8 protein-coding genes are annotated in these 13,958 nt (G+C 63.3%); 6 read left to right on the forward strand and 2 right to left on the reverse strand.

The window, feature by feature from the left end:
* Positions 1-9: 9 nt before the first annotated feature.
* The gene (locus IEX43_RS06570) at positions 10-528 is read right to left on the reverse strand and encodes an aminoacyl-tRNA deacylase (protein WP_188809605.1); all 519 of its coding nucleotides are present in this window, start codon (positions 526-528) and stop codon (positions 10-12) included.
* Positions 528-1,727, reverse strand: a complete 1,200-nt coding sequence (locus IEX43_RS06575; RefSeq protein ID WP_188809754.1) for an acetyl-CoA C-acetyltransferase — start codon at positions 1,725-1,727, stop codon at positions 528-530. The genes IEX43_RS06570 and IEX43_RS06575 overlap by 1 nt, the downstream gene beginning before the upstream one ends.
* A 282-nt stretch (positions 1,728-2,009) precedes the next feature.
* Between IEX43_RS06575 and IEX43_RS06580 the strand changes: the two genes are divergently transcribed.
* The 6 genes from IEX43_RS06580 (at position 2,010) to fusA (ending at position 13,705) form a co-directional block, all read left to right on the forward strand.
* Positions 2,010-2,483, forward strand: coding sequence for a hypothetical protein (locus IEX43_RS06580; protein ID WP_188809606.1), 474 nt, complete (start codon positions 2,010-2,012; stop codon positions 2,481-2,483).
* Between the two features lie 293 nt (positions 2,484-2,776).
* Entirely contained in the window at positions 2,777-6,286 is a 3,510-nt protein-coding gene (rpoB, locus tag IEX43_RS06585; protein ID WP_188809607.1) for a DNA-directed RNA polymerase subunit beta, read from the forward strand.
* Between the two features lie 101 nt (positions 6,287-6,387).
* Positions 6,388-10,287 carry a DNA-directed RNA polymerase subunit beta' gene (locus IEX43_RS06590; RefSeq protein WP_066277879.1) on the forward strand — a complete coding sequence of 1,300 codons (3,900 nt, stop codon included), beginning with the start codon at positions 6,388-6,390 and terminating at the stop codon, positions 10,285-10,287.
* 388 nt (positions 10,288-10,675) lie between these two features.
* Positions 10,676-11,050: a 30S ribosomal protein S12 gene (gene rpsL, locus IEX43_RS06595; RefSeq protein ID WP_018773658.1), complete on the forward strand. Its 375-nt coding sequence runs from the start codon at positions 10,676-10,678 to the stop codon at positions 11,048-11,050.
* 1 nt (position 11,051) lies between these two features.
* The gene (gene rpsG / locus IEX43_RS06600; protein ID WP_026531948.1) at positions 11,052-11,522 is read left to right on the forward strand and encodes a 30S ribosomal protein S7; all 471 of its coding nucleotides are present in this window, start codon (positions 11,052-11,054) and stop codon (positions 11,520-11,522) included.
* 68 nt (positions 11,523-11,590) lie between these two features.
* Positions 11,591-13,705, forward strand: a complete 2,115-nt coding sequence (gene fusA / locus IEX43_RS06605; protein ID WP_188809608.1) for an elongation factor G — start codon at positions 11,591-11,593, stop codon at positions 13,703-13,705.
* The last annotated feature ends 253 nt before the right edge of the window (positions 13,706-13,958 follow it).

Here is a 13,958-nt window from a genome sequence, read left to right on the forward strand (position 1 = left end):
CTTCCTGCTTTAAAGCGGGGCTTCCTGCTTTAAAGCGGGATCGGAAATATCCGCTACAACAGCGTCCAGGGCAGCGGTCAGGGCATCCGCGTCCACGAAGGCGCTGTAGCCGTGGGCGCCCGCGCCCATCGAGATCCGGCGCCCGGTGATGGTGGCGTCCGCGTAGACCGGCCAGCTGGTGGTGCTGCCCAGCGGCGTAATGGTGCCGCGCTCATACCCAGTCGCCTCCAGGGCCATGTCCGCGGGCGGCAGCGACAGCTTGTTGACACCCACCAGGGTTCGCAGTTTGGGCCACGAGATCTGGCGGTCGCCGGGGATCAGCGCAAACAGGAAAGTACCATCCTTGTGCTTGACCACCAGCGACTTGACGATGTCCGCAGGGCTGATGCCCAGAATGCCGGCCGCCTCTTCGAGGCTCCTGGCGGCCGGCCGTTCCACGATGTCCACCGCCAGCCCGCGGGCGGAGGCGTCGGCCAGGAACCGTCCGTGTCCGGCGCCGTCCGCCCCGCTCAAAACCGGGCCCGCCATCAGTCGCGGTAGAGCAGGAGCGCTTCGCCCTGCCCGCCGCCGCCGCACAGGGACACGGCGGCCTTACCCGTTCCGCGGCGCTTCAGCTCATGCGCAGCATGGACGGCCAGCCGTGCGCCCGAGGCGCCGATGGGGTGGCCCAGCGCAATGGCGCCGCCGTGGATGTTGCACTTCTCAAGCGGGTAGTCCAGGTCCTTGAGCGACTGAACGGCCACGGATCCGAAGGCTTCGTTAATCTCAATAAAGTCCAGGTCAGCTGTGGTCCAGCCTGCCCGTCCCAAGGCATTCTGGATGGCACTGGACGGCTGTGAGTGCAACGAGTTGTCCGGTCCGGCAACCTGCCCGGGTTTTCCGACGACGGCCAGATATTCCAGGCCGTGTTCCTCGGCATAGCCGCGGGAGGCCAGCACCAGGGCTGCGGCCCCGTCCGAGAGGGGAGAGGAGTTCCCTGCGGTGATGGTCCCGTCCGTCACGAAAGCTGCGCGCAGCCCGGCGAGCGAATCCACGGAGGTGTTGGGGCGGACGCCCTCGTCAACGGAGACCACGAGTGGATCGCCCTTGCGCTGCTTGATGCTGACCGGGACGATTTCGTCGTCGAACGTTCCATTCTTGGCGGCCAGCGCTGCCCGCTGGTGGGACTGGGCGGCCACGTTGTCCTGCGATGTGCGGTCAATGCCCAGGGCCAAGTTGCGGGTCTCGGTGGACAGGCCCATGGACTGCCCGTCGAAAGCGTCCGTCAGGCCATCGTGCGCGGCAGCGTCCAGGGCCTGGATTGAACCGTAGGTCCAGCCCTGCCGCGAGCCGGGAAGCAGGTGCGGGGCCCGGGTCATGGATTCCTGGCCGCCGGCCACCACCACTGCCGCCTCGCCGCCGCGGATCATCCGGGCGGCATCGATCACCGCAGTGAGTCCTGACAGGCATACTTTGTTGATTGTCACGGCAGGGACGTCCCAGCCGATGCCGGCTCCAATTGAACTTTGCCGGGCGGGGTTCTGGCCGGCACCGGCCTGCAGCACCTGGCCCATGATGACGGCTTCCACGTCGCCGGCATCCACGCCGCTCGCGTCCAGGGCGGCCTTGATGGCGCGGGAGCCCAATTCCACGGCGGTGAAGCTTGCCAGCTGCCCATTGATCCGGCCCTGCGGGGTGCGCGCTGCTGCGAGGATGACAACGTCAGTGTTGTCACGGGAGTTGCCCATGGTTATCTCTTCCATTCCGTGTTCCGGTGTGTGCCACCAAGGCTATCGTGACCCTGGTCACCTAAGTATTCAAACGCCTGGCGCGCTATGTGCATTCCGCCGGCACGCTGAGGCGTGACCGGCACCGCAGCTTCCCGTGCAGCGGCCGCGGTGGCGGGGAGGCAGGGGAGAGGTCCCCATCCCCTGAACGTGCACGACGGCGGCGGCGTGCGTAGGGTGGACCGCGGACACTTTTGCAGGGGGAACCGCGGGTCCCTGCCCCGGGATGGTTGGAGCAGCAGCGTGAAAAAACTACTCGCCACGGCGGCAGCCGTCACCCTCGCAGCGCTCACAGCCTGTTCCGTATCCGTGCCTGACCAGGAAGCCGCCTCCGCGCCCCCATCCCAGCCGGAGCCAGGCCCCACCCGCACCAGCGGCGCCGTCGGCGGCAGCGCCGGGACGCCGTCGTCGTCCCCTGCCAGTGGCACCAAGGCAGCGTGCGAGCTCTTCAACTCCCTCTTTGAACGCTACGCGGCCGTTCCTTCCGGCAATTCCGAGGGCTACGAGGACATCTACCTGCAGGCTGAAGAGGCAAAGGGCACGGTGTCCGGCGACCTTCGCGGCCTGTTCGCATCACTGAGCCTGCTGGCCATTGACCATTCGGGTGCCGCCGGATCCGGCAGTGGGCCGGCGCAGGAGTCAGAAGACGCTGTCCGGGACGCCGTCTTTGCCAACGCCGGGACCTGCACGGACGCCGGGGTCACGCTGCGGCTGTAGTCCCGAAGAGGCGCGAAAACCGGTGCTTGCATTCCGGCCGGACATGGGGTAGACATGTAGGTTATTTTGCCGTATCGTAGATATTTGCGTCTTCCCTGTTTACCTTCAGCCTTCATATAGCGGTGGGCTTTGCCTGGCAGCTGACAATCAACGTGCCGTCAACCACGTCACAGCATGGTCAGCGCGGGCCCCGGGTCATATAGCGGAACCGGATGGTAGCACTGCGGAGCATTCCGCAGGGTGCACAGCGGGGGAGATCTGAAAACGCCTGAAGGTCTGTGGAAGGATCCCTCTTGGTCGCCTCGAGCACCTCTAATAACGAAACCGCTAACACTGCCGACAGCACTGATGGTGCCACTCGCCGGCTCTCATTCGCAAAGATTCACGAACCTCTTGACGTTCCGAATCTGCTTGCCCTGCAGACGGACAGCTTTGACTGGCTGGTCGGTAACGAACGCTGGCAGGCACGCGTAGCGAAGGCTGTCGAAGAAAACGATCTCAGCGTCGCCACCACGTCCGGCCTGTCGGACATCTTCGAAGAGATCTCCCCGATCGAGGACTTCCAGGGCACCATGTCCCTGAGCTTCTCGGATCCGGAGTTCGCTGACCCCAAGTACACCATGGCCGAGTGCAAGGACCGGGACGCTACGTACTCCGCTCCGCTGTACGTCAAGGCCGAGTTCATGAACAACAACACGGGCGAAATCAAGCAGCAGACCGTGTTCATGGGCGACTTCCCGCTGATGACCGAGAAGGGCACCTTCGTGGTCAACGGCACGGAGCGTGTCGTCGTCTCCCAGCTGGTCCGTTCCCCGGGCGCCTACTTTGAGCGTGCCGCCGACAAGACCAGCGACAAGGACATCTTCACCGCGAAGATCATCCCGTCCCGCGGCGCCTGGTTCGAGCTCGAAATCGACAAGCGCGACCAAGTCGGCGTCCGCCTCGACCGCAAGCGCAAGCAGTCCGTCACGGTCCTGCTGAAGGCCCTCGGCTGGACCGAAGGCCAGATCCTCGAAGAGTTCGGCCAGTACGACTCCATGCGCGCAACGCTGGAGAAGGACGCCACCGAGACCCGCGAAGACGCGTTGCTGGACATCTACCGGAAGCTGCGACCGGGCGAGCCGCCCACCGTCGAGGCTGCCCAGTCCCTGCTGGACAACCTGTACTTCAACTCCAAGCGCTACGATCTGGCCAAGGTTGGCCGCTACAAGATCAACCGCAAGCTTGGCATCGACCGCTCCCTTGGCGACAAGGAAGCCTCGGTCCTGCACGTTGAAGACATCGTTGCCATGATCAAGTTCCTCGTTGCGCTGCACGCCGGCGAGAAGACCATCAAGGGCACCCGCGATGGCCAGGAAGTGGACCTGCGCGTCGAAATCGACGACATCGACCACTTCGGCAACCGCCGCATCCGCGCCGTCGGCGAGCTCATCGAGAACCAGGTCCGCACCGGCCTGTCCCGCATGGAGCGCGTTGTCCGCGAGCGTATGACCACCCAGGACGTCGAGGCCATCACGCCGCAGACCCTGATCAACATCCGCCCCGTGGTTGCAGCCATCAAGGAGTTCTTCGGAACCTCCCAGCTGTCCCAGTTCATGGACCAGAACAACCCGCTCTCGGGTTTGACCCACAAGCGCCGCCTGTCGGCCCTTGGCCCGGGTGGTCTGTCCCGTGACCGCGCCGGCATGGAAGTGCGTGACGTGCACCCGTCCCACTACGGACGTATGTGCCCCATCGAAACCCCTGAAGGCCCGAACATTGGCCTGATCGGTTCGCTGGCATCCTACGGACGCATCAACCCGTTCGGCTTCATTGAGACGCCGTACCGCCTGGTCAAGAACGGCGTCGTTTCCGACGACGTCCAGTACCTGACGGCCGACGACGAGGCTGAGGTCCTGATCGCCCAGGCCAACGCGCCGCTGGACGAGAACAAGAAGTTCGCCGAAGAGACCGTCCTGGTCCGTGCCCGCGGTGGTGGAGGCGAGCCCGTCCTCGTTCCCGCCGAGGACGTCGAGTTCATGGACGTTTCCCCGCGCCAGATGGTGTCCGTGGCTACCGCCCTGATCCCGTTCCTGGAGCACGACGACGCAAACCGCGCACTCATGGGTGCCAACATGCAGCGCCAGGCCGTGCCGCTGGTCCGTTCCGAGGCCCCCTTCGTGGGCACCGGCATGGAGCGCGCCGCAGCCGTCGACGCCGGTGACGTTGTCATCGCCAAGAAGGCCGGTGTGGTCACCGAGGTTTCCGCTGAGCTCGTCATCATGCTCAACGACGACGGCACGGAGACCAACTACCGCATCAACAAGTTCGCCCGCTCCAACCAGGGCAACTGCTACAACCACCGTGTGCTGGTGAACGAAGGCCAGCGCCTGGAAGTTGGCGGCATCATCGCCGACGGCCCGGCAACGGACCAGGGCGAGCTCGCCCTCGGCAAGAACCTGCTCGTGGCATTCATGTCATGGGAAGGCCACAACTTCGAGGACGCCATCATCCTCTCGCAGCGCATTGTTGCCGAGGACGTTCTTTCCTCCATCCACATCGAGGAGCACGAGATCGATGCCCGCGACACCAAGCTTGGTGCCGAGGAAATCACCCGTGACATCCCCAACGTGTCCGAGGAAGTCCTGGCAGGCCTGGACGAGCGCGGCATCATCCACATCGGTGCCGAGGTTGAAGCAGGGGACATCCTGGTCGGAAAGGTCACCCCGAAGGGTGAAACCGAGCTGACCCCGGAAGAGCGCCTGCTGCGCGCCATCTTCGGTGAGAAGTCCCGCGAAGTCCGCGACACCTCCCTGAAGGTTCCCCACGGCGAGTCCGGCACCGTCATCGGCGTGCGCGTCTTCGACCGCGACAACGACGACGAGCTTCCCCCGGGCGTGAACCAGCTGGTCCGCGTCTACGTCGCTGCCAAGCGCAAGATCACCGACGGCGACAAGCTCGCCGGCCGCCACGGCAACAAGGGTGTTATCTCCAAGATCCTCCCCGTTGAGGACATGCCCTTCCTTGCCGACGGCACCCCCGTTGATATCGTCCTGAACCCGCTGGGTGTCCCGGGCCGCATGAACGTGGGCCAGGTGCTCGAAACGCACCTCGGCTGGGTTGCCAAGACCGGCTGGAAGATCGAAGGCGAGCCCGAGTGGGTCAAGCAGCTGCCGAACCTGCCGCGCGAAAGTGGCCAGACCACTGTTGCGACGCCGGTGTTCGATGGTGCCCGCGAAGAGGAAATCACGGGCCTGCTGGACTCCACCAATGTGACCCGCGACGGCGATCGCCTGATCAACTCCTCCGGCAAGACCCGCCTGTTCGACGGCCGCTCCGGCGAGCCGTTCCCGGATCCGATCTCGGTCGGCTACATGTACATCCTGAAGCTCCACCACCTGGTGGACGACAAGATCCACGCGCGCTCCACCGGCCCGTACTCCATGATCACGCAGCAGCCGCTGGGTGGTAAGGCACAGTTCGGTGGCCAGCGCTTCGGTGAAATGGAAGTGTGGGCGCTCGAAGCTTACGGCGCCGCCTACACGCTCCAGGAACTCCTCACCATCAAGTCTGATGACATCCATGGCCGCGTGAAGGTCTACGAAGCCATCGTCAAGGGCGAGAACATCCCCGAGCCGGGCGTTCCCGAGTCCTTCAAGGTCTTGATCAAGGAAATGCAGTCGCTGTGCCTGAACGTGGAAGTTCTTTCCACGGACGGAACCACAATTGAAATGCGTGACTCTGATGACGCAGTCTTCACGGCTGCGGAAGAACTGGGCATCGATCTGTCTCGTGCAGAGCCCAGCTCCGTAGAAGAGGTCTAAGGGGTCCGACGACGGCGGGCTGAGCGTCCGCCGTCGTCCTCCTTCCCTCATCCCGCACCCAAGACTTCAGAATTTAGAGAACAAGAGAGAACAGGGACCATATGTCCAGCGAATCCTCCTTCGGCCTCATGCAGATCGGCCTCGCCACCGCGGAAGACATCCGCGGCTGGTCTTACGGCGAGGTTAAGAAGCCGGAAACCATCAACTACCGCACGCTCAAGCCCGAGAAGGACGGCCTCTTCTGCGAGAAGATCTTCGGCCCTTCACGGGACTGGGAATGCTACTGCGGCAAGTACAAGCGCGTGCGCTTCAAGGGCATCATTTGTGAGCGTTGTGGCGTCGAGGTCACCCGCGCCAAGGTCCGCCGTGAGCGCATGGGCCACATCGAGCTGGCCGCTCCCGTCACGCACATCTGGTACTTCAAGGGTGTTCCCTCACGTCTGGGCTACCTCCTTGACCTGGCACCGAAGGACCTCGAAAAGGTCATCTACTTCGCTGCCTACATGATCACCAGCGTCGACGAAGCTGCCCGCCACGAGGAACTGCCCAACCTGCAGGTTGAGCACGACATCGAGAAGAAGCAGCTGATCGACAACCGCGACTCCGACATCGCGGCGATCGCCCGTGACCTCGAAGGCGAAATTGCGCGCCTTGAGGGTGAAGGTGCAAAGGCTGCCGACAAGAAGAAGGCCCGCGACTCCGCCGACCGCCAGATGGCCAACGTGCGTAAGCGTGCCGACGCCGACATCGAGCGCCTCGAGCAGGTCTGGGACCGCTTCAAGAACCTCAAGGTCGCCGACCTCGAAGGTGACGAAGGCCTGTACCGCGAGCTGCGCGACCGCTACGGCATGTACTTCGAAGGCTCCATGGGTGCCGAAGCCATCAAGAAGCGTCTTGAAGGCTTCGACATGCAGGCCGAGTCGGACCTGCTGCGCGACATCATCGCCAACGGCAAGGGCCAGCGCAAAACCCGTGCCCTCAAGCGCCTGAAGGTGGTCAACGCGTTCCTGACCACCAACAACAGCCCGCTTGGCATGGTCCTCGACGCCGTCCCGGTGATCCCGCCGGAACTGCGCCCCATGGTCCAGCTGGACGGTGGCCGCTTTGCGACCTCCGACCTCAACGACCTGTACCGCCGCGTGATCAACCGCAACAACCGCCTTAAGCGCCTGCTTGACCTGGGCGCTCCGGAGATCATCGTCAACAACGAGAAGCGCATGCTTCAGGAAGCTGTTGACAGCCTCTTCGACAACGGCCGCCGCGGCCGTCCGGTCACCGGACCGGGCAACCGTCCGCTGAAGTCCCTGAGCGACATGCTCAAGGGCAAGCAGGGCCGTTTCCGCCAGAACCTGCTCGGCAAGCGCGTGGACTACTCCGGCCGTTCGGTCATCGTCGTCGGCCCGCAGCTGAAGCTGCACCAGTGCGGCCTGCCCAAGCAGATGGCCCTGGAGCTCTTCAAGCCGTTCGTGATGAAGCGCCTGGTTGACCTCAACCACGCCCAGAACATCAAGTCGGCAAAGCGCATGGTTGAGCGTTACCGTCCGCAGGTCTGGGACGTGCTGGAAGAGATCATCACCGAACACCCGGTGCTGCTCAACCGTGCACCTACCCTGCACCGCCTCGGCATCCAGGCGTTCGAGCCGCAGCTTGTTGAAGGCAAGGCCATCCAGCTCCACCCGCTGGTTTGTGGCGCCTTCAACGCGGACTTCGACGGCGACCAGATGGCAGTCCACCTGCCGCTGAGCCCCGAAGCCCAGGCTGAGGCCCGCATCCTGATGCTGTCCTCGAACAACATCCTGAAGCCCTCTGACGGACGTCCGGTCACCCTGCCTTCGCAGGATATGATCATCGGCCTCTACCACCTGACCACCAAGCGCAAGGGTTCAGCTGGCGAAGGCCGCATCTTCGGTTCGGTCTCGGAAGCCATCATGGCGTTCGACGCCCGCGAGCTGCACCTGAACTCGCAGGTCAAGATCCGCCTCGAAGGCTTCGTGCCGTACGCCGGGTGGGAAGCTCCGGAAGGCTGGGAGCAGGGTCAGCCCGCGCTCGTCCAGACCTCCCTGGGCCAGGTCCTCTTCAACGAGACCCTGCCCGAGGACTACCCCTGGGTTGAGGCTGTTGCCGACAAGGGCGAACTGTCCCGCATCGTCAACGACCTCGCCGAGCGCTACCCGAAGGTCGTCACCGCGGCAACGCTGGACAACCTGAAGGATGCCGGTTTCTACTGGGCCACGCGTTCAGGCGTCACCGTCGCCATCTCGGACATCGAGGTTCCGGCTGCGAAGCCGGCGATCCTCGCCGGTTACGAGGAGCGGGCCGCCAAGATCCAGGGCCAGTACGACAAGGGCCTGATCGACGACGACGAGCGTCGCCAGGAACTGATCGAGATCTGGAACAAGGCAACCAACGAGATCGCCCAGGCAATGCGCGACAGCCTGTCTCCGATGAACACCATCAACCGCATGGTGTCCTCCGGTGCACGTGGTAACTGGATGCAGGTCCGCCAGATCGCGGGTATCCGTGGCCTGGTGGCCAACCCGAAGGGTGAAATTATTCCCCGTCCCATCAAGTCCTCCTACCGCGAGGGCCTGTCGGTTCTGGAATACTTCATCGCCACGCACGGTGCCCGTAAGGGCCTGGCTGACACCGCACTGCGTACCGCCAACTCGGGTTACCTGACCCGTCGCCTGGTGGACGTCTCCCAGGATGTCATCGTCCGCGAAGAGGACTGCGGCACCGAGCGTGGCCTGGTCACGCCCATCGCCGTCGCCGATTCCAACGGTGAGCTGGTCCTGGACGAGAACGTCGAGAACAGTGCATACGCACGTACGCTCGCCGTCGACGTCGTTGACTCCGAGGGCAAGGTCCTCGCAGCCGCCGGCACCGACTGCGGTGACGTGGTGATCGATGAGCTGTTCAAGGCAGGCATCACCGAGGTCAAGGTCCGTTCCGTACTCACCTGTGAGTCCAGCGTTGGAACCTGCGCACTGTGCTACGGCCGTTCGCTGGCAACCGGCAAGACCGTGGACATCGGCGAGGCCGTAGGCATCATCGCCGCACAGTCCATCGGTGAGCCCGGTACCCAGCTGACCATGCGTACGTTCCACACCGGTGGTGCTGTATCCGCCAGCGGTGGCGACGACATCACCCAGGGTCTGCCCCGTATCCAGGAGCTCTTCGAAGCCCGTACTCCGAAGGGTGTCGCACCGATTGCTGAAGCAGCCGGCCGCATCACCATCGAAGAGTCCGAGCGCCAGATGCGCCTGGTCATCACCCCCGATGACGGAACCGAAGAGATCGCGTACCCGGTCCTGCGCCGTTCACGCCTGCTGATCGAGGACGGCGACCACGTCACCGTCGGCCAGAAGCTGATCAACGGTCCGGTGGATCCCAAGCAGGTCCTGCGCATCATGGGTCCGCGTGCGGCACAGAAGTTCCTGGTGGACGAAGTCCAGGGCGTGTACCGGAGCCAGGGCATCGGTATCCACGACAAGCACGTCGAGGTTATCGTCCGCCAGATGCTGCGCCGCGTCACGGTCATCGAGTCCGGCGAATCGGACCTGCTGCCCGGCGAGCTCGCCGAGCGCAGCCGCTTCGAGGATGCCAACCGCCGCGTTGTGTCCGAGGGAAAGACTCCGGCTTCCGGACGTCCCGAGCTCATGGGCATCACCAAGGCGTCCCTGGCAACCGAGTCCTGGCTGTCCGCAGCTTCCTTCCAGGAGACCACCCGCGTCCTGACGCAGGCGGCCATGGAAGGCAAGAGCGACCCGCTGCTCGGCCTCAAGGAAAACGTCATCATCGGTAAGCTGATCCCGGCCGGCACGGGCCTCCCGCGCTACACCGAGGTCACCGTCGAGCCCACTGAGGAAGCAAAGGCCAACCTGTTCACCGGCCCCAGCGCGTTCAGTGACTTCTCGTACGACACCCTGGGTGGGGACGGAGCCCCCGAGTTCCACGCCATCCCGCTGGATGACTACGACCTGGGCAACGACTTCCGCTAAAACCGGAAATGCCTGACGCAAGGATGGTCCTTCACCGCAAGGTGGGGGACCATCCCCGTTTAACCCCGCCGATTAAGGGGTAGGGGCCGTCCATGCTAGACTTGTTACCAATTGTTATTGTGGCAGTGGATGAGTGCGCCGGTTCCAGCTTTAGGGCTGAGCCAGAGCGACGTTTCCGGTTTGCAGGGTTCTTGTGCAACGTATGCCACATTTTTGCATGCCTAGGGGCCATTGAAGACGCGAGTCAGGTCATGCCCTACGTATGCGATCCGACTATTAAGGCTTCGCCTTCGCCGCCATGGAGACCTTCTTCAAGGCCCAGGCGGCGGGGCAACGCAAAGGAGAGTGGCTGGAAGCGGCCACTCCGGATAAAACGGAGAACACGAGAGTGCCTACGATTAACCAGCTGGTCCGCAAGGGCCGCACGCCGAAGGTCAAAAAGACCAAGGCTCCCGCGCTTAACGGCAGCCCCATGCGCCGCGGTGTCTGCACCCGCGTTTACACCACCACCCCGAAGAAGCCGAACTCGGCTCTCCGTAAGGTGGCGCGTGTGCGCCTCAACGGTGGCATTGAAGTTACCGCCTACATCCCCGGTGTTGGCCACAACCTGCAGGAGCACTCCATTGTGCTCGTCCGCGGTGGTCGCGTGAAGGACCTCCCGGGCGTCCGCTACAAGATCGTCCGTGGCGCCCTCGATACCCAGGGTGTCAAGAACCGTAAGCAGGCACGCAGCCGCTACGGCGCAAAGATGGAGAAGAAGTAATATGCCTCGCAAGGGTCCGGCCCCCAAGCGGCCGCTCGTACTAGATCCCGTTTACGGCTCCCCGCTGGTCACCCAGCTCATTAACAAGGTGCTCGTTGACGGCAAGAAGTCCACGGCAGAGCGCATCGTCTATGGTGCCCTCGAAGGCGCCCGCGCCAAGTCCGGCGGCGACCCCGTAGCAGCCCTCAAGAAGGCCATGGACAACGTCAAGCCTTCCCTCGAGGTCCGTTCACGCCGCGTCGGTGGCGCCACCTACCAGGTTCCGGTTGAGGTCAAGCCGGGCCGCTCCACGGCCCTCGCGCTGCGCTGGCTGGTTGGCTACTCAAAGGCCCGCCGCGAAAAGACGATGACCGAGCGCCTCCAGAACGAAATCCTGGATGCATCCAACGGTCTCGGTGCCGCTGTGAAGCGTCGCGAAGACACCCACAAGATGGCCGAGTCCAACAAGGCCTTCGCACACTACCGCTGGTAATACTCCCGGGCGCCGCCGGCTCAACCGAGCCGGCGGCGAACGCGTAGTCAATCCCAAAAGGAGACCCCGTGGCACAGGACGTGCTTACCGACCTTAGTAAGGTCCGCAACATCGGCATCATGGCCCACATTGATGCCGGCAAGACCACCACAACCGAGCGCATCCTGTTCTACACGGGTGTGAACCACAAGATCGGCGAAACGCACGACGGCGCTTCGACCACTGACTGGATGGAACAGGAAAAGGAACGCGGCATCACCATCACGTCTGCCGCCGTGACCTGCTTCTGGGAAAACAACCAGATCAACATCATCGACACCCCCGGCCACGTTGACTTCACCGTTGAGGTTGAGCGCTCACTGCGCGTCCTCGATGGTGCCGTCGCCGTCTTCGATGGCAAGGAAGGCGTCGAGCCGCAGTCCGAGACCGTATGGCGCCAGGCTGACAAGTACAACGTTCCGCGTATCTGCTTCGTCAACAAGATGGACAAGCTGGGCGCTGACTTCTACTTCACCGTAGACACCATCATCAGCCGCCTGGGCGCCAAGCCGCTGGTAATGCAGCTGCCCATTGGTGCAGAGAACGACTTCATCGGCGTAGTAGACCTCCTCTACATGCGTGCCCTCGTGTGGCCCGGCGATGCCAAGGGTGACGTGACCATGGGTGCGAAGTACGAGATCCGTGAGATCCCGGCTGACCTCCAGGAAAAGGCCGAGGAGTACCGTGCAGCCCTCGTTGAGGCCGTTGCAGAGTCCTCCGAAGAGCTCATGGACAAGTACCTTGAGGGCGAAGAGATCTCGATCGATGAGCTCAAGGCCGGCATCCGCAAGATGACGATCAACTCTGAGCTCTACCCCATCTTCTGTGGTTCAGCCTTCAAGAACCGTGGTGTTCAGCCGATGCTCGACGCGGTCGTGGACTACCTGCCGAACCCGCTCGACGTCCCGCCGATGATCGGTCACGATCCTCGCGACGAAGAAAAGGAACTGACCCGCAAGCCGTCCTCGGAAGAGCCGTTCTCGGCCCTCGCGTTCAAGATTGCAGCGCACCCGTTCTTCGGCCAGCTCACCTTCATCCGCGTGTACTCCGGTCACGTGGAAGCAGGCGCCCAGGTGGTCAACTCCACCAAGGGCAAGAAGGAGCGCATCGGCAAGCTGTTCCAGATGCACGCCAACAAGGAAATGCCCGTTGAGGGCGCTACCGCCGGCCACATCTACGCAGCCATCGGTCTGAAGGACACCACAACGGGTGACACCCTGTGCGACTCCGCCAACCAGATCGTTCTGGAGTCCATGAGCTTCCCCGAGCCCGTGATCTCGGTTGCCATCGAGCCCAACACCAAGGGTGACCAGGAGAAGCTCTCCACGGCCATCCAGAAGCTCTCCGCTGAGGACCCCACCTTCCAGGTGTCCCTTAACGAAGACACCGGCCAGACCATCATCGCCGGCATGGGCGAGCTCCACCTGGACATCCTGGTGGACCGCATGCGCCGCGAATTCAAGGTGGAGGCCAACGTTGGCAAGCCGCAGGTTGCCTACCGCGAGACCATCAAGCGTGCTGTAGAGCGTCACGACTACACGCACAAGAAGCAGACCGGTGGTTCGGGCCAGTTCGCAAAGATCCAGATTGCGATCGAGCCGCTGGACACCGCCGAGGGCGAGCTGTACGAGTTCGAGAACAAGGTCACCGGTGGCCGCGTTCCCCGCGAGTACATCCCGTCGGTTGACGCCGGTATCCAGGATGCGCTGAACGACGGCGTCCTGGCCGGTTACCCGGTTGTCGGCATCAAGGCCACGCTGATTGACGGCGCGTACCACGATGTTGACTCCTCGGAAATGGCGTTCAAGATCGCCGGCCGTATGGCTTTCAAGGAAGCTGCACGCAAGGCGAACCCGGTCCTGCTCGAACCGCTGATGGATGTCGAGGTCCGCACCCCTGAGGAATACATGGGTGAAGTTATCGGTGACATCAACTCCCGCCGTGGCCAGATGCAGTCCATGGAAGATGCACAGGGCGTCAAGGTCATTCGTGCGCACGTTCCGCTGTCCGGCATGTTCGGCTACATCGGTGACCTGCGCTCGAAGACCCAGGGCCGCGCCGTGTACTCCATGACGTTCAACAGCTACGCAGAGGTCCCGAAGGCAGTTGCCGACGAGATCATCCAGAAGACCCGCGGCGAATAGTCCTTTCGGACCTTCGCAGCGAACAACCTCGGGTGCGCTTTTCGATTCCGGAAAGCACAGCCGGTGCAGGTGGCCAGGCCGGTCGGATTCATCCGGCCAAGCTGGCTTGGCCGTCTGCACGAACAGGCTCAAGAGACTAGTATTAGTTCCTGAATCTGCAATTTCACCAATCCAAAGCCCCCCAAGTAGACTTACCTGAGTTTCCGCCGCGACAAGCGCGGCTGAAGGGTATGTCATTTGAAAACGTTCTAGG

Source organism: Pseudarthrobacter polychromogenes, assembly GCF_014644495.1.
GTDB lineage: Bacteria > Actinomycetota > Actinomycetes > Actinomycetales > Micrococcaceae > Arthrobacter > Arthrobacter polychromogenes.